This is a genomic window from Rivularia sp. PCC 7116, assembly GCF_000316665.1.
Lineage (GTDB): Bacteria > Cyanobacteriota > Cyanobacteriia > Cyanobacteriales > Nostocaceae > Rivularia.
The window spans coordinates 2,109,505-2,126,684 of sequence record NC_019678.1; the positions used below are offsets into that span (position 1 = coordinate 2,109,505).

Below are 17,180 nucleotides of genomic sequence, written 5' to 3' on the forward strand. Positions count from 1 at the left end.
ATTGACAAACAATTGCTAAAACAAGCGCCAAGTTTTACCTTTTCTTGAACCCTACTTCTTTGGTGACTCATTACCATTAGTTTATAGTTATTGATAATAATTCTGTGTAAAAAGTAAAGTTTTTCGGTTGGTTCATAACTTAGCGTGAAAAGTCAGTTTTAATTACCCATTACATTTTGCCTTTTCAAAATCAAAACCGCAACAATTCCACTCGTACTAAGTAAAGCTAATATTGAAGGAATTAATGGAAACCAACCACCTTTTGTAAAAGCAAACCAGCAAACTATATATATAATAATTGCAGCGCTACTAATTGCTATTATTTGATATTTGGGATTTCGCCAGTACCAAATTATTATTCCACCTACGCAAGAGAAAAACAAAACTAAAATAGTATCTCCCCATTGAGGTAGCCACCATATTAAAGCGCGGTTGTCTTCTACTGCACTCAAAATTTGGCTTATCCCATGAGCGTGAATAAATAATCCTCTAATTTCTCCGTATGGTGTATCGTGAATATCGCGAATACTTGTTGCTGTAACGCCAACTAATACTATTCTATCTTTTACCCAATCAGGATTAAAATAATTGCTATTTTCTAAAACGTCTCTAATAGTGACTTTTTGAGCAATTTTAGGAGTATTACGATAGTTAATTAATAGTTGATTTCCGCTTGCATCTAAGTTTTGATATCCACCGCTTCTAGGCTGCAAGCGTTTTACAATCACATCGCCAAACTGCCAATTTTTATCTACAGTTCTAACCGGAATTCCTTTCGATTTAAAATACCTGTAAATTAATTGCCAAGCAAAAGAATAAGCTGTGGAGCAGCGAGAAATTTGAGAAATAGGATTAGGAGTGCGGGATAATAGATAGCGACGAATTGTATCGTCTTGTTCTTGGGTTTGCGATTTATCGTCATACAAATCCACAAAGCCGACTTGTTGAGGTGAAATATTTTGCGGTGGTGCGGTGCTATTTTTTAAATTATTACCAGCACAAATCGCAATTATATTTTTATCTTTTTGCCATTGATTAAGTAGCGTTTGTTGGTTGTTATTGTTTTTTGGTACTTGTTGGTCTCTAAATATATCTACTCCAATCGCTGCTGGTTGATAAGTCTGAATTTTTTCTAAGAGTTGATTTAAAGTTTTATCTGGTAAAGGATAACCGTATCTACTGCTGCTAATATCTTCTTCATCAGCACCAATAACTAAAATGCGTTTATCTGCTTTTTGAATAGGCATTTTTTGCATGAGAAAATCAAAGGCTTTTAATTCCCATGGCTGCATTACTCCCAACCATCTCAAACCCATTAATAATACTGTAATAATTACACTACTCAAAATTACTGTAGAAAATTTTGGTCGAATCGAAGCAGCTTGAGAAGCAGGAATAAAATCAAGTTTATCTCGTAATTGTTGCCAGGTGGGCGGAATTTCTGCTGGATTTTGAAAAATTACGGGCAGCCAAGAAGCACCGGGAAATTGTGCTTCTATTCCTTGTAATCTTTCTCGTGCTTCTCTTACTGATAAATAAAACGATTCATCTTTAGCAAAAGCTGTTAAAAAATATTTTAAGAATTGCTGCGCTACGCTGTCGGGAACGGGTTCGCGCATGACAATAATTTGTGGTATATGTAACTCTGTTAACTGAGCGGCTAATCCCAAACCTTCACAGGAGTTAAAAATTGCTAGCTGCAAACCTGTTTCAATAGCTCTGCTCAAAGCATTTTTTAATTGGTTAATAGTTAAACTATCTGTTTTGTTAATATAAATATTACCACTATTGCCGTCATCTTCAGTGTTGCTATGTCCGGCAAAAAATAAAATATCCCAACCTTTTTTATCCCAGATAAATTCATCTAATTCTTGCCGCTGGGGTTCTACTAAAAAAACAGTTTCTGCATCGGTTAATCCGGCAATAAATTTCCTATCAGTTTCAATATCAATTTCAGTACTATCACCAATAATTGCTAAAATTCGGACTTTTTTACCAGAAGTATGTTTAATTTTACCCGGTTCAAAATTGAGAGAACTTAAAGATATTTCAGCACGACGATAATCGTGACAAAATTGCCAAATATACCAAGGAATTTTCCGTAATTGACTATCTTCAGTTTGAATAATAAATTGTATTTCATCTTGAGGATGCAATTCTTTACGTAACTGGCGCTCAATAAGGCGAAAACCTGGAGAATCCAGCCAGTTATCTAAACTCAATTTTAATTGCTTGCAAATATCGTCAAAATCGCTATCACTAACGTGAGTAATGTCTGCTTCATCAATAATTATGTCGTCGTCTTCGTCTTCGTCTTTATCTTGATTGATTGCTAAAGAGCTAAAGCTGCGAATATTAATTGAACGAGCTTTATATAATAACTCATAAAGTAATTGCCAGCGACGATAAAGTTCTAAAAGCTCGGGAAAAGCAGTTAAACTACCGGTAAACTGCATTACTTTACCAGATATATTTAATTGAGCAGTGACGAAGGGGAAGCCTGTTTGTAAATTGCCCTTTCCTAGATTTAATACGACTACTTTACTCATGATTTACTGGCATTGTAATGACAAAGTTTTCAGTAATACTAAAATCATTTAAAGAAACTTGAATGCTAAATTTTTTTCCTATTGGACAGGTAAATCTTTTTAATTGAATTAAATTATCTTGAGTACGCGATTCTAGTTGCTGCAAGGTTTTACCGGAGCGCGAAAATAAAGCCAACTTAATTTTTGTAGGTAAATAATTTTGTTCGCTAGCAGGATGTAGCTGGATACGAACGCCAATTTTATCATCATTTTCTCGCGTCAAACCAATTAATAATGCAACCGATTGATTGCCCAGTTGTATTCCTAAATCAATTATTTTTGCAGCTTCAACAGTCAATTCTCTGTTAGTATTGCCTTGTCTGAAAGCAAAAGCTAAGTTTCCGACTTGTGGATTGATTAATGCATCCAAAGACTGCCAGCCAGCTTCAAATACTGAATCAAACCATTGTCCCAAATTAATAGTAGTATCTGTAATCAACTGGGTAATTTGTGTTACTGCATTTTCAGCTTGTTGTGGTTGATATAGCCTTTTTCTTAATCTATGTTCGTTAATTAATGCACCCCATTGAGTGAAAGGTAGCTCTAAACGTGGTGAATAAAGATTTGATTGCTCAAGAACTTTTAATAAATAATTTATTTCAGCTTCAGACAAAACAGGTAAGACTTCTACAACAGGTTTTTGAATTGAAAAAAGTTCTATTCCAGCTAGCATTGTGGTTAAATCTTCAGTTAATTCTTCAACTGCAAGCGAATAAGTTTCGTCGGTAAAGTCATGTTTACCAACTTCTTTTAATTGCTGATGAGTTGAATATCCGCATATCCGCAGCCAGCACTGTTCTACATTTATTTCTACTGCAAGATAATAGTTACCTACCCATTGCGGTAAATCTATCCATTCTTTGGGAACTCGTAGCTCGGAAATATCGTTTTCTTCGTGAGGAACTAATATCACCCGAGTTGAATTTAATTCTAAAGCTGTACCATTGACTAAATTCCAAATACTAGGTAAATCATTTTCTTGCCAAATTCTATAATTATTTGTTTGTATATCAGCTTCGCTTTGCAGATATTGGAAAAAAGTATTTGTGCAAAGTAGGTTTATGTAACTTATCCAACGTGCGGTAGCATTAGAATAATTATGATTTTGAGTTTCTTGCCATGCTTTCTCTCGCTCCGATTGAGAAAATTCTAGGAAAACTTGTTCTGGATAAATTAATGCTAGATCGTTGATACTTAAATTCATTTTTTTATCCTTTACTTATATAAAATAGCTTGATTTACGACTAACCAATTTTCGATAAAACTTTCTATTCTTTCGACAGCAGAACTAAATTGTTGCAATTGTATTTCTAGCTGATTTTCAATTTCTACTGAAAAAGGTTGTTGAATTTTGATAATAGAGTCTCTAGTTTGTACATAAGCATTATTTAGTGACTGTTTAATATCAGGATTTTTGATTCTTTGTTGGTTATACTCAGTTAAGATATCTAAATATTGACTTAGTAGTAATTTATCTGATTTATTAATTGTTTGAGGAGCTATTTTTGTTAAAATTTGACGAAAAAAGTTTTTGCTATACATTGTCAAATATTCTTTCACGTCGTTAAGTTTGTCCTTACAAAGCTGGTCAACTTCTCGGACTGTCAGATTTTGATTCATAAAATTTTGACTATAATGCTTAATAAAAGCTTTCAATATAGTTTTAATATTTTTTTGAAAATGACGAGCTACTTGATATTGCTTTGCTAGATTGAAAACTTTTAAAAAATCATTTTGATTGATTTCTAAACCCAACCAAAGCAGTAATGATTTTTGAGCAGATGTATCTAAGGATTTAAATTCTTGTAAGATAATATTTTTCACATCTTTTAATTTCTGTTGAGTTTCTGCTTCAATTAATTCATTTGTAGATTCAGACGCGATTTCATTAATGTAGTTATTGTCTTCTATGGATACCAGTCGTTTATTTTGTAAATTTCGTACCGACTGCACGCAGGTTGCTAACATTTGTTTGATAGTTTGACTGTTGCTGTTAGTTTCATCAATTTGCAAACGTTGTAGTTGTTTGTTATATCGGATTGAAATTTGATTGAGTTGTTTATCAGTTAATGGTGTTGTCGGTGCTTTCCGATGATGGCTGCCATCACTGCTAGTAGGTGGATAAAGTTCTAAAAACAACTCATTAAAAGCTTGCCAAGCCAGACAATATTTGATAATGCTACTTTCAGAAATACCGAAATTATTTAAAGCTGCTTCTAATTTACTTTTGGTTATATTTCGCAGTAAACCATTATCGGAAAATTTTAAAGACCTTGTTTTCAACTCCCTAACAATTGTATTTTTGATAGTCCGATTCAGAGCGACGCTGGCATAAGTTTGTAAAGATGTCTGGGAACTAAAAGAAAATCGACGCAGTAAAGGAACCGGAGCTAAAGCTATTTCTATGCCAATAATAAAACAATCTTCTAAAGCATAATGCGAACTGAAATTTGAAGTTTGTTTTAACTTTTTATTAACATCTCTAGCTGAATAGAAACAAATAAGCTGCAAATAGTTGAATAAAAATAATTTTGCTAGTTTATAACAGACGGTATAGCTGAAAGTTACCGGTATTTTTGCTTTATTTCTCCACAGAAAATGATAAATATTTTTAGCTTCTACTAAGAACTGCAAAAAATAGCGTGCTAAATCATCTTCACTACTAATTAAATTGTCTTCAGTGAGATTTTCTAAAAAAGGTTTTAATCCCCGGTAAGTTTCCTGTTGGGAAAGCGTGTATGTGCTGCCTCTCGAACTATCTTTGAAAGATATACCCTTTAAAAATCTATTAAAAATCGGTTGAGAATTAAACATATTTTTTGCTTTTTATCATCGGTGTTTTAGCCTAGATGTACTTCAAACAATGGCAAATTGAAGCATCTTAATTTCAGTTATAAAGGCTGCTTTATTCATTCATTGGTACTGCCAGATTAATAGTATGCAGTGTTTTACACCTTTAGATCAAATAAAACACATAATTTTTATCAAACCTTTGTTGAATAGCGGATTTCACTCCCCTGTAAATTACTTTCGTGCAATTATCTCAAAAAATAATTTGCATACCTGCATATCAGTTATAACCTAAGACCAAGTGACAAATAGATGATTTAAGCAGTTAGCACTGTGACTTAAAAAAATAATTTACACCCCTGCATACTGCTTTCACCTTAAGACCAAATCAATTCATAGAAAGCAATTGAACTATATATATTCAGAGAAATGAAAAACTATAAATTTGTAGCCTTTACTTTAGCATCACTTTCTACCTTAGCTTGTGCATCATTTGCGATGACTACAGATATTAAAGTAGGGGATAAGGGAATTCAAATTGTACAAGCACAAGCAGCAGCAAAATCGAGCAACCGCAATCAAATCCGCAAACATTTACACAGGAATGGTTGGAATGTCGTCTGGGGACACAACTTTACTGAAGGTGACTGAGTGGAAGGTACAACTGCGATCGCAGCTTCTGTTGCTTCAGAAAATCCGGGACCATTTATGAAATGGTTTGATTACAAGTTAGAACATAATTTACACAAGCTTGCTCTTAATTCGACTCAATTAACAACCAGCAGATTAAAAAATATTGTTCTTCAGTCATTGAAGTCAAAGCGAATCGTCCAAAACAATCAATTACAACTTCAAGCAGGATTTGCTACTTACAAACGCTGGAAACGTGTAGTTTATCACGAGCCTAGAACATATAAATGTAAAAAGCATTTTCCTTGGGGAGGTTGGACTTGGGTTGTCTGTACAACGATGAAAAAAGTAGAGAAGACTATGCCGCTACCAAATTGGCATCAATTTTATGTGCGCTACAGGCTGCGTTAGTTTTTTCAAAACAAATATCAACACCTGCATACTGCGAATACTAATAGACCAATTAACAGACAAGAAGATTAAAATATTTCAATAAGGAGAAAAATTATGTCTCACATTAAATATGCATTCGGAACCAAATACAATGATGTCTTGAACTATACAGGAGCAAAAAGATACTTTGCCTATGGTCGAGACGGTAATGACTATATCTATGGCAACAGCAACAACGACATACTATTTGGTGAAAATGGTCGCGATCGGCTGTATGGCAGAGGTGGTAATGACAAGCTATATGGCGGCGATCGCAATGATGGGCTGTATGGAGGTGCTGGTAATGACAGTCTCTACGGTGGTAGTGGAAATGACTATCTTGTAGGTAATGGTGGAAAAGACTATTTTGATGGTGGAAGTGGTGTTGATACTGTTTCTTACTCTTACTATACCGGCAATGTTTATGGGGATTTGATCAAAAATGTTGCCAGTTTCTCGACTTCTCCATACACCGAAACTCTTAAAAGTATTGAAAATTTAACTGGAGGTTCGGGAAATGATTGGCTCAGGGGAGATAATAGTAAAAATTCTTTGACTGGTAATGCGGGAAATGATTTCCTGTTCGGCAGAGATGGTAATGACAACCTATATGGTGGTTCCGGCAATGACTATTTATATGGTGGAAATCATGACGATTTGCTTGTAGGACAAGGTGGAAAAGACTATTTTGATGGGGGAAGTGGTTCAGATACTGTCTCTTACTACGATCATACCGGAAACATCACTGCGGATTTGAAAAAAGATGTCGCTAGTTTTTCCAATTTAAGCTACACCGAGACTCTGAGAAATATTGAGAATTTAAATGGAGGTTTGGGGAACGATACGCTCAAGGGCGATGATGGTAAAAATATTTTAAGAGGTGGTGTAGGTAACGATTGGGTTTATGGAGAAAATGGCAAGGATACGATCTGGGGTGATAGCGGGAATGATTATCTCTTTGGTGGTTGGGGAGATGATGTGCTTTACGGTGGTTTCGGAAATGATGTTGTTTACGGAAATGAAGGAAATGATTGGCTCTACGGTCAACAAAACGATGACATAATCCTTGGCTGGAAAGGTAATGATAAGTTGTTTGGTGGTTCTGGAAACGACCGTTTAGATGGTTCTAGTCCTTTTGAAAGAAATGCTTCGAGAAGAAGTGAATACGACGATTTGACGGGGAATGGAGGAGCAGATGTATTTATCTTAGGCTGGAGAAATTCTTCTGTTCAACAATCTTACTATCTAGGTTTAGGCTATGCAACCATCACCGATTTCGACCATTATGAAGGCGATAAAATCCAACTCTTTGGTAGCAGCAGTGATTACACCCTCACTTATGGCAACTGGGAAGGTGGTTCGGCATTGGACACCGTAATTAGAAGAAACGGGGATGCGATCGGTGTTGTTCAGGATACTACTAGCGTTCTCTTCTCCCGAGACTTTACTTTCGTTTAATTAGATGGTGGTAAAGAAGTTAGGTTGGGTTTCTCTTCGCTCAACCCAGCACTAAACCATTAACAGACAACATAATTGAAAACTGAATTTAGGAGAAATGATTATGATTGTTTATGGTCTATTTATTTCCGCCATGCTGTACTAGTGTTCAAAAAAATTCAATTATCTGCATATTGCTTGTACAACTAGACCAAATGATCTACAGACAACAAAAATAGAAAACTTAAATTAGGAGCAATTTACATATGTTTAATTATTCAAAAGCACTTATTAGTATAGCTGCATTCGCTGCAACTATATTGCCAGCAGTCACATTTTCATCACCAGCTAGAGCTATTCCAGAAAATGGTACTCCCAATTTTATGATTCAAACATCTGGATATCCTGCTGTGGCTGTATTTGCAGATAGAAAAGAATCCTTTGCACTCGGTTGTCCTGGAATTCGTAATATGTGGAGCAAGATTCCACTACAACAGGTTAGTTCTCGTAAATACAATACCATTCAAGCGAATAATCCAGTAGTTGCAGATTTACGCTGTGATGGCAGTATCGAGGCTTATAAACTTTCAGATGAAGGTCCTGGTCTTCTTCTTATTAAACACAGAAATGGTGTCTATCACAGACATTATATTGATAGTCCCGGATTTATTAGTGCTTTGCGTTCTGGAAATTTGATTTCTATACGTGGTGTTTCTTTTAGACGTGTATTTCCGCAAAGAGGTACTGATTTCAAAATGTATAAATAAGCTTTGTAAACTGAAATGAAAGTCTAGTAAGTCCAGGAAATTTCGCAAAATCAGGGTGTATACATTACAAGCCTAGTACTCTGGCAAGCCACAATTGCCGGGTAAGGGCAGGCAGGGGGAGCAGGGGAAGCGGAGGGAGCAGGGGGAGAAAAAACTTTTTATTTCCACGCTAAACCCAGCAAAGTTCGCTTGGCGAACCACTAGTACTCGAACAAGCCTACATTGCGGGGTGAGGCGAGGGAGGGGGAAGAGGGGGAAGAGGGGGAAGAAAACATTTTCTTTCCCAACGATACACCCCGCAAAGTTTCCTTGGTGGAGTACTAGAAAAATCATCAATTTTGCATCAACATTAGATTTATCAACGCTAAAAAAAATAAAACATAAGATTACTAAAAATTTTAGAGATGGCAAAAATTTATTTGTTAAAAACAATCAAATCATTAAGAATAGCTATAACTTTGACTTGCTTGAATACAGTTATATTCGCTTACCTTCAACCTAGCAATGCCCGTATTATAAGTTATAGCCAAACTTCTACTGCTTTTCCTATTAAAGTCAAATTAGGTGACAAAAATATTGTTAGTCTCAAGAAAGATTGCTGTAATCGTAAACGAAGCAAAAAAAGTCACTGGTGGATTCTCAATCAATATTCAATTTTAAAATTTGATATTCCTTTAAAAATTCATGAATTAAAAATGGGTAGTAATAGTATATCAGGGGTTCCTACTAATACCACAATACTAGCAGCAGCTAATACTAATGTACGTCATGTGAACTATCTACCTCCAGGGCTTAAAGTTCTTGATGTTTCTGGTACTAAGGTACGTCATGTGAACTATCTACCTCCAGGGCTTAAAGTTCTTGATGTTTCTGGTACTAATGTACGTCACGTGAACTATCTACCTCCAGGGCTTAAAGTTCTTGATGTTTCTGGTACTAATGTACGTCACGTGAACTATCTACCTCCAGGGCTTAAAGTTCTTGATGTTTCTGGCACTAAGGTACGTCATGTGAACTATCTACCTCCAGGGCTTAAAGTTCTTGATGTTCGTAATAGTCAAATTAATAGTCTAAGCTACATACCTTCTAGTGTTGAATGCGTTATTACAGATAGAAATTTTAGAGATAGTCGAGTAGTAAAAAGCCCTAGTCTTTGTCCAATACAAATATTTGAGATTAAAACTCGGTAACAATTTGCTGGTTTTTAACGATATTGTTCCATTGTCTCTCGCCAAAAAAAAGGGAATTAAAGTTCATCAGTTAATCGGATAATTTTGTAGGCTGATGGCAAAGACTTTATCCAAGGAATGAACGGTGACGATATCTTAAACGGAGATGGCTCGAATGACTATTTAGAAGGAAATTAAGGTAACGATACTCTTAATGGTGGAGCGGGAAATAACAACTTATTTGGTGGTGATGGGCGAGATGAAATACTTGGCGGTCAATGGCAACTTGTTCTTCAACGGCAGCGATACAATTCTTGATGGCTATCAGGCTGCAACTTTAGAAAATAAGCCGATTGAATTCGATGTTAATCAACATATTGTTGTTGTATAAAGATAACAAGGGGTTCAGATATCCGAATTGTGATAATAGTTTGGATATCTATAATTTCAAATTAAATCATATCGAAAATTAGCGAAATGATAAAATAAAAACATAAGTTAAAAGTAGTTGTTTATCAAGTAAAAATAATTTTTATTAACAATTATGAAAATTATCAACCTTCAAAATAAAATAATATTTACTATTAGTGTAATTCTAGTAAATATTATCTTATCCCCGGTTTTAGTCGCAGCCCAAACTAATTCCCAAGAGGATGATTTTCCAGCAGCGCCAGATACTGGTACTCCCGTAGGTACTTCAACTCCAGGGGGTTCTCGTCCCAATACAAACTGTCCCGAAACTAAGTTACCTTTGAGAGCTTTGATAGCTAACAATGGTAAAGATTTTACTGTTGCCGAATATCCAAATTTATTATTTAATGTTCCCTATGCTTCTAATCAAATTAGTAACATTGAATTTGCTTTAAAAGACCCCGCAGAATTAAAAACAGTTTACCGAACCGCTATTAAGTTGACTGGAAAACCGGGCATTGTTAAAGTGTCAATTCCTCAAAAATCAGAATATGCATTGAAATCGAATAAAGACTACCGCTGGAACCTGATTTTATATTGTCGTGGCAATAAAACTGACGAACCAGACCAAGTTTTAACAGGTTGGATAAAAAGCGTACCAATGAAAACTCAATTAAATAATCAAGAATACCAAAGTTATATTGAAAATAATATTTGGTATGACGGTATTAGTTTACTGGCGGATAAATACTTTGCCGATCCAAATAATAGTAAATTAAAAGCGGATTGGCAAAATTTATCTAAGTCGTTGAAGTGGGATAATTTAGATAATAAAGGTTTTGCTGAAATTGTATTGGTAGAACCAGCAGAATAAATTGTTGCTATTAACTACAGAAAATTAATATACGTACATTCCAACGACTTGTAGAGACGTAGCAATGCTACGTCTTTTTTTAATTTGGGAATCATACAAACCATTCACAGCAAATATAATCAATGTCCTACAACCAATTCCCCACCAAAACATAAGCACCCCAATCATAAGGTTCATTACGATATTTTTGTCCGTATACTAATGCTTTCTGCGCTCGATGTAGGGCTTCGGATTTGCTAACTCCCGCACTCAATTCTTGATAAAATTTCTTAATCAATTTGATTGTAAATTCATCGTTTACTTTCCACAAAGTCGCTAAGGTACTGTCAGCACCCGCACGTACTGCTAAACCTGCTAATCCTAGTGTGGCTCGGTTATCACCTTCAGCAGTTTGACAAGCACTTAAAACTAGTAATTCTATACGGTTCGGCGTTTGTTGATTTTGACCACCTAGCAGCTTATTTATATCATTTGGTCGCAGTAGTTCATCATAAGCAAGTATATAGGTTTGTTCGGGGTCGGAACTAAAGTTACCGTGAGTTGCGAGATGAAGCACAGAAAAGTCTTGATTTTGTAGTTTTTCTTGCAGAGCTTTTTGATTGAATTCTTGATTTAACAGTCTTTGAGTAGATGCTAATTCGGCTATCTGTGCTAATTCGTCTTTGGCATTTATTGCTTCAAATTTCCGGTTTTCTACTTCCAATGATTCGCTGATTCCTCCGGCTAAAATTTTCAGTTTTTCAGAGGAAGGACGTAAATTAAATAGTTGGGAGGTTGGTAAAATACTTAAAGCGTATTTTTTCTCAATTAAATATTCCTTATTTTTTTGGTCGTACAAAACAGCCATGGGAATATTACGTAATTCGGTATCGAGGACAAATACTAAAGTTTCTACAGCTTGATTTGTTTCTAATTCTGTCTCAAAAGGTTTGATTAACCATTGATAAACTGTTTGAGAGTATTTTATTGCTGTTTCTGTGTCGCGTTTCGCTATGGCTTTTCGCAACTTTTGAGCGGTATTTACAACTTGTTCGCTGCTTACGGAATTGCTGTAAGATTTGAAAGATTTTCCTGGTAATTTATAAACAACTTCTAATCTATCTTTTAAAATAATTGGATAGATGAATGCTGCGTTTTGTTGTATTTGAGCAACATTTCGGTTATCTCTAGCTAAATAATCGAGATTGCAGCGTAAAAAGTTTTCTAATTCCGCAAGTTGCAGCGAGTCAATTAAGTTAATCGCTGATGTTAAATTCTGTTGTGGTAAAGAAGTATTTTCTGGATTTGTCAAAAGCAAACTAACTAACTGTCGGTAAATTGGCTCGACGTTATCCCGGAAAGAAAATTGGACATCTGAATTAATGCTGAGTAAATCATCTCGGACTAATTCTAAAGTATTGACAGCAGCTTGATAATTAGCAACAGCTTTTTCTTTGTCTCCTGCAAGATTTGCTAATCTTCCTAATTGCCATTGCCATTGATAAGCTATACTTGGCGCTTCCGAAGGTTGAGCAAGTAATAAAGCTTCTGCGGTTAATTTTTGGGCTGTTTTTAAGTTTCGTAAATTAAATTTATTTTGCTTTTGATTTCGGGAGTTTATTTGATTTTGAATTGCTAAGTATTCATACAAACTGCCGCGATTACCTATTGCATAAGACTTTGCCTTATTATCTGCTAATTTTCCGGCAATTTCTACAGCATCTTTCAAGATTCCATCAATTTCTTGCCACGAAGAAATATTATTTACAAGCTGTGGTTGTTGATTTAGACAAGCTAATTCCCGAGCTAAATTAATTTGAGTGTAAACTTTGGTTCGACTGGGGGGTAAATTGGATAAGTTAAGATTTCGACTTGTTTGCAGTGCTGATGCAAAGTTTCCCGTATCTGTCAGCAGACTCAAACGGTTGATTTGTGCTTTTGTAAAAAATTCTTTGGTGTTGGATGCTAAATTTATTGTTTGTTGATAAGCTTTATCGGCTTGTTTGTAAAAAGGTAATGCCTCTGAAGGAACGGTATTTATATTACACTGCCAAGGAATAACTTGATTTTGTGGGGTTTTTTGATTTCTGTCTCGTTCCAAATTTCCCCTGGCGTAAAAAGTATTTCCCAAACTCAGCCAGGATTTAGCAGCAATACTGGGTGTATCTTTGGTTATAGCAAGAGCTTCTTCTAAAACCATTTGAGAACTTTTAAAATCCCCAGTTGCGCGTAAAATATCTCCTAAACTCAGCAAAGCTTGTATTTTTAAAGCTGCTGGTAATGTTTCTAGATTTTTCTCTATCTGCCCTATGTTAGCTTTTGCCTGTTGATATAATCCCAAAGATTGCAATGCTTGAACTTGGTTAATTTGATTTTGAATTAGTCCAGGATTAATATTTAATTTTTGGTAAATTTTAGCAGCAAGTCGCCAATAATTTAAAGCACGTTCGGGATTAGAGCGTTTATACCAAAGTTTTCCGTAAATATCTAAAGATGGCGCTAGTATTGTTAATTTTTGATTTGAAAATCTGGTAATTTGTGGCTTTTGAATATCAAAACCAATAATTTCCAAACTTCTGGTAATACTTTTTTCTGCTTCTTGCCATTCTCCTAATTCTTGATGAGCTAGGGAAAGATTACTCAAAGTTACAGCTTGATTAAGTTTATCCCCCGAGGTAGAAAAATTATTAACTGCTTGTTGCAACTTCTCAATAGCTTGCTTATACTGTCCTTTTTCATAATACATTTTTCCCTGCTGCACTACTTGTACAGTAGATTGCGGAGTTTGAGAAAATACAGGAGATATTTCAAACGCAAACAATAAACTAATCAAAAATAAAACTATTGCCATCCTGCGATGGAACCACTTATAAATTATCTTTTTTTCAAACGCACAGGAGCGTGGAGGTAAGCGCAAAGGAGCGCAGAGTTTTTTCAAAAAGCGTTCCACTGTAAGGAGAAAAGCAGACCATTTTCTTGCCATGTCCTGTCCCTCGAATCTACATTAGTTAAAGGAATACCCCAGTCCAAACGAGCGATAAAATCATTATTATTTCGCCATTGCAACCCCATTCCTAAAGATATTAAAGTACTAGTATCGGCATTTTCGATACCGGAATTATTCCAAGCGGTACCAATATCGAAGAAAGGTATTATCTGTAAAATCCCTGTAGGAGCCGATTTATTTTTACCTGTACGAAGAATTGGTAACTGTACCTCAGCAGAAGCAAAAACACCGTTGTCGGCAAGCAGTTGATTTTGGCGATAACCGCGCACGCTTCCTAATCCACCAATGGTAAACTGTTCCGATGATAAAAGTCCTTGATCTGATAATTGAGCGTTAGCACGGACTAATAATAGAGTCTGCGGTGCTAAAGTTCGTACCCATTGCCCTTGCCCTTGCCATGCAAAAAAGCGACTGTCGGGAACGAATTCCCCGGTTTCGGGAATCCGTTTATTAACGGTTGAGTTAAAAGCATCTAAACCAAAGCTAACTTGAGAACGAAATGCAATTACTTCTTTTGCATTTTGCTGAGTCCAATCTTGAAAAAACCGCAGTGCAAAAACGCGAGTATCTCCCTCATCATCAGCACCGGGAGATAAAGGAAAAGGTTCGTCTAACAAAGAAGTTTCGCTATCACGTAAAGAACTGCTTACGCCAATGGCGAATTCTCGGAAAGTGCGGTTTTTAATCCGGCGACTCAAAGGTTGACGAAACGAGATTTCATAAAAACTAGATGCAGATTCAATATCGGAACCACGACCATCTTGATTTATATCATCAAAAGGTGGTTCGATAACATTGCTATCGGTTGTGTTGAAGCTAAAACGTAAAGTGCCATTTTGAGGATTGAGCGGTAAAGTATAGCTGGCATCCAAACTATTGCTACCATCGGTGTTGCTGTAACCCAAACTCAAAGCATCACCATTACCCGTAACATTAGCTTCCCTGGCAAAAAGCTGTCTTTGAAAACTTCCTACACTTGGCGATCGCCCATTATCCAAATTAACGGTAGTGTTGAAAGATTTCGCTTCCTTAAATTCTACATTTAATACGCTCAAACCCGGACGAGAACCAGCGCTGAGTTGTGCAGATATCTGCTCGATCGGAGGGTTGAGGCTGAGTAACTGTAAATTTTCCTGTAAGCGGTTAATATTTAAAGGTTTATCTGAATTAACCCTGAGCCGAGATTTAACATAGCTGCGGTTGAGTCTTCTCGAACCTGTAACGTTGATTTCTTCTAACTTACCTTCAATAACTTTAATATTGACAATTCCCCTTTGCTGGTTGCGAGTAGCTTCGGGAATCGAAATAATTGCACCAGAAGTACTGTAACCTTTTTCCGCATAGAAATTCGCTACCTCAGCAGCAATTTGCAGTAATTGTTGTAATGAAAAGGTTTTAGATAAATTATTTTCTATAAATTTAGTATTGATGCGTTGATTTAACTCAACAGAAGTTAGAACAGTATTTCCTATAAACTCAAATTCAGTAACAGTGATAGTTTCCGTTTCTGTTGCAGGAAGTCTATCCGACGGGGTTGGAGATGTTGGAGTTGGTAAAACATCTTCCGGCGGTGGAGGTAGTGACGGAGTCGCGTCGGGAATTGGAGTCGGTTGGGGAGTTGGGGGAATTACATCTTGGGGTGGTGGTGTATTGGTAGTTTGTGCTTTTACAGCAATAGTTGTTAAAGCAATGATTAACAGAGCTTTTGTAATAATAATTATTTTAAGTATATATTGATTCATTTGTTGTCAAAAATCGCAAAGGCGCGGAACATATAAAAATTAGTTTTTTCAAATATATTGTTAATTTATAGTCCTATATTTTAAGCAATATCACTGTAATTGTCCATTATTTTTTATAAAATGATACTTAATAAATAAAAATTAATTGAAACAAAACTACAGCATATTCAAACGCATAATTTAGTAGCGATAATTAAATTAATAAATTACCGCTACTTAGATGATATTTGAAACTAAATATTTAGTATTTTCAATTTCTTATTTCCTGGAATTGATTAGTCTAGGATAGGCTAACTTAATTTCGCGATCGTGAGCAGCAGCCTGAACAATAGAATTTACAGTATTTCGACGAACCTGATTATATTTATTGGTAAACCAGTAGCGGAATGCTCCATGTACGGTGTCGCCAATAACTTTAGCAGAGTACCCACTTATACGTGAAATCCTGTCAACATATACATCTTCCAATTTTATTGTTGCTCCCGTTGAACGTACTCTCCATTTGAGACTACGACCATGTTGTGAAAAAGAGATTTCCATATTCACAGTAGTTTTGACTCTAGCACGACCTTTGACACGAGTACTTCCAAGAAAAACACCATGATTATAAGCTTTAAAATCAGTATTATTTCGCAGTAAACCAGAGACTACTGCTCTAAATCGCAACTTATTACCCCTGAAAGAAAAGTTTCCTAGTTTAATATTTAGGTCATCTTCAAGACGAACCCAGCCTTTTGACCATAAACCGTGATTAACCTTTTTATAAACAGCTCTTGTTTGTGGTTCGTAATGGCATATTTTTTGACCTAAAACTCTTCTGCACTTTCTGACTTTAACGACTTTTACACCACTTTTAATGCGAATTTTATTTCCCCAGTTATTGCTATGAGGAAATTGTTCGGAACCTAATTGTCGCTCTACATAACGCTCTATTGCTCCACTCAATGCTCCTTCAACAATTTGTTCTGGTCTAACTATCGCAGTATTAAATCTTTTAGTAACAGCTCTGTTTTGAATACTTTGGACTAAAGATTCATTTTGAATTGTATTTTTATCAATCTGTATTGATATTGTTTTAATAAGTTCGGGACGGAATATCTTCTGATTTTGTTGCTGGTTTAATTTAGCATTTGCAGGATTTTGAACAAAAGTCATTATTCCTGGTACTGCAATAATTGTAGACAATAATAATCTATTCAATTGACTAATAAACATCAAAACTTCTCCTTTTTAATTATTTGATTTAGGAATGGATTTACGTATCTTCTATTCATGTATTGGTCAACTAATTTGGTAGTATGCAGATTTTTAGCAGTTTTAAAAAATAAATCAATGAAAAATTTAGGTTTTCCTG

General features: G+C 35.5%; 13 protein-coding genes and 1 pseudogene. 8 read left to right on the forward strand and 6 right to left on the reverse strand.

Going from position 1 to position 17,180, the window contains the following annotated elements; all coding sequences use genetic code 11:
- Nucleotides 1–158 precede the first annotated feature (158 nt).
- From RIV7116_RS08080 to RIV7116_RS08090, 3 genes are read right to left on the reverse strand one after another with little or no spacing between them, the layout of a single operon-like run.
- The gene (locus RIV7116_RS08080) at nt 159–2,549 is read right to left on the reverse strand and encodes a CHASE2 domain-containing protein (RefSeq protein ID WP_015117800.1); all 2,391 of its coding nucleotides are present in this window, start codon (nt 2,547–2,549) and stop codon (nt 159–161) included.
- Nucleotides 2,542–3,792: a DUF1822 family protein gene (locus tag RIV7116_RS08085; protein WP_015117801.1), complete on the reverse strand. Its 1,251-nt coding sequence runs from the start codon at nt 3,790–3,792 to the stop codon at nt 2,542–2,544. The genes RIV7116_RS08080 and RIV7116_RS08085 overlap by 8 nt, the downstream gene beginning before the upstream one ends.
- An 11-nt stretch (nt 3,793–3,803) precedes the next feature.
- On the reverse strand, nt 3,804–5,402 hold the full coding sequence (locus RIV7116_RS08090) for a hypothetical protein (protein ID WP_015117802.1): 1,599 nt from the start codon (nt 5,400–5,402) through the stop codon (nt 3,804–3,806).
- A gap of 405 nt (nt 5,403–5,807) precedes the next feature.
- Between RIV7116_RS08090 and RIV7116_RS08095 the strand changes: the two genes are divergently transcribed.
- The 8 genes and pseudogenes from RIV7116_RS08095 (at nt 5,808) to RIV7116_RS08125 (ending at nt 11,098) form a co-directional block, all read left to right on the forward strand.
- Nucleotides 5,808–6,029, forward strand: coding sequence for a hypothetical protein (locus tag RIV7116_RS08095; RefSeq protein WP_015117803.1), 222 nt, complete (start codon nt 5,808–5,810; stop codon nt 6,027–6,029).
- Nucleotides 6,030–6,419, forward strand: a complete 390-nt coding sequence (locus RIV7116_RS08100; RefSeq protein WP_015117804.1) for a hypothetical protein — start codon at nt 6,030–6,032, stop codon at nt 6,417–6,419.
- A gap of 96 nt (nt 6,420–6,515) precedes the next feature.
- Nucleotides 6,516–7,898, forward strand: coding sequence for a calcium-binding protein (locus RIV7116_RS08105; RefSeq protein WP_015117805.1), 1,383 nt, complete (start codon nt 6,516–6,518; stop codon nt 7,896–7,898).
- A 245-nt stretch (nt 7,899–8,143) separates the two neighbouring features.
- The gene (locus RIV7116_RS08110) at nt 8,144–8,644 is read left to right on the forward strand and encodes a hypothetical protein (protein WP_015117806.1); all 501 of its coding nucleotides are present in this window, start codon (nt 8,144–8,146) and stop codon (nt 8,642–8,644) included.
- 404 nt (nt 8,645–9,048) lie between these two features.
- Nucleotides 9,049–9,834 carry a hypothetical protein gene (locus RIV7116_RS08120; RefSeq protein WP_015117807.1) on the forward strand — a complete coding sequence of 262 codons (786 nt, stop codon included), beginning with the start codon at nt 9,049–9,051 and terminating at the stop codon, nt 9,832–9,834.
- Between the two features lie 105 nt (nt 9,835–9,939).
- Nucleotides 9,940–10,011 (forward strand): annotated as a pseudogene (locus tag RIV7116_RS37555) (hypothetical protein); the annotation flags it as partial.
- A gap of 61 nt (nt 10,012–10,072) precedes the next feature.
- Nucleotides 10,073–10,204 carry a hypothetical protein gene (locus RIV7116_RS37350; RefSeq protein WP_256380835.1) on the forward strand — a complete coding sequence of 44 codons (132 nt, stop codon included), beginning with the start codon at nt 10,073–10,075 and terminating at the stop codon, nt 10,202–10,204.
- A 153-nt stretch (nt 10,205–10,357) separates the two neighbouring features.
- Nucleotides 10,358–11,098, forward strand: coding sequence for a DUF928 domain-containing protein (locus RIV7116_RS08125; RefSeq protein ID WP_015117808.1), 741 nt, complete (start codon nt 10,358–10,360; stop codon nt 11,096–11,098).
- Between the two features lie 127 nt (nt 11,099–11,225).
- On the opposite strand, the gene RIV7116_RS08130 is transcribed toward RIV7116_RS08125, so the two are convergent.
- The 3 genes from RIV7116_RS08130 to RIV7116_RS08140 all read right to left on the reverse strand — a co-directional run bounded on the left by RIV7116_RS08130 (nt 11,226) and on the right by RIV7116_RS08140 (nt 17,041).
- Nucleotides 11,226–14,060: a CHAT domain-containing protein gene (locus tag RIV7116_RS08130; RefSeq protein WP_015117809.1), complete on the reverse strand. Its 2,835-nt coding sequence runs from the start codon at nt 14,058–14,060 to the stop codon at nt 11,226–11,228.
- Nucleotides 14,012–15,826: a ShlB/FhaC/HecB family hemolysin secretion/activation protein gene (locus RIV7116_RS08135; RefSeq protein WP_015117810.1), complete on the reverse strand. Its 1,815-nt coding sequence runs from the start codon at nt 15,824–15,826 to the stop codon at nt 14,012–14,014. Before RIV7116_RS08135 ends, RIV7116_RS08130 begins: the two co-directional genes overlap by 49 nt.
- Nucleotides 15,827–16,084: 258 nt before the next feature.
- Nucleotides 16,085–17,041 (reverse strand): hypothetical protein, encoded by a 957-nt coding sequence (locus tag RIV7116_RS08140; RefSeq protein ID WP_015117811.1) that lies wholly within the window; start codon nt 17,039–17,041, stop codon nt 16,085–16,087.
- Between the last annotated feature and the right edge of the window lie 139 nt (nt 17,042–17,180).

Bases quoted from the DNA above. Each gene is read 5' to 3' on its own strand.
- RIV7116_RS08125 (WP_015117808.1), top strand. From the start codon at position 10,358: ATGAAAATTATCAACCTTCAAAATAAAATAATATTTACTATTAGTGTA.
- RIV7116_RS08130 (WP_015117809.1), bottom strand. From the start codon at position 14,060: ATGGCAAGAAAATGGTCTGCTTTTCTCCTTACAGTGGAACGCTTTTTG.
- RIV7116_RS08110 (WP_015117806.1), top strand. From the start codon at position 8,144: ATGTTTAATTATTCAAAAGCACTTATTAGTATAGCTGCATTCGCTGCA.
- RIV7116_RS08140 (WP_015117811.1), bottom strand. From the start codon at position 17,041: ATGTTTATTAGTCAATTGAATAGATTATTATTGTCTACAATTATTGCA.
- RIV7116_RS08095 (WP_015117803.1), top strand. From the start codon at position 5,808: ATGAAAAACTATAAATTTGTAGCCTTTACTTTAGCATCACTTTCTACC.
- RIV7116_RS37350 (WP_256380835.1), top strand. From the start codon at position 10,073: ATGAAATACTTGGCGGTCAATGGCAACTTGTTCTTCAACGGCAGCGAT.
- RIV7116_RS08085 (WP_015117801.1), bottom strand. From the start codon at position 3,792: ATGAATTTAAGTATCAACGATCTAGCATTAATTTATCCAGAACAAGTT.
- RIV7116_RS08080 (WP_015117800.1), bottom strand. From the start codon at position 2,549: ATGAGTAAAGTAGTCGTATTAAATCTAGGAAAGGGCAATTTACAAACA.
- RIV7116_RS08135 (WP_015117810.1), bottom strand. From the start codon at position 15,826: ATGAATCAATATATACTTAAAATAATTATTATTACAAAAGCTCTGTTA.
- RIV7116_RS08120 (WP_015117807.1), top strand. From the start codon at position 9,049: ATGGCAAAAATTTATTTGTTAAAAACAATCAAATCATTAAGAATAGCT.
- RIV7116_RS08090 (WP_015117802.1), bottom strand. From the start codon at position 5,402: ATGTTTAATTCTCAACCGATTTTTAATAGATTTTTAAAGGGTATATCT.
- RIV7116_RS08105 (WP_015117805.1), top strand. From the start codon at position 6,516: ATGTCTCACATTAAATATGCATTCGGAACCAAATACAATGATGTCTTG.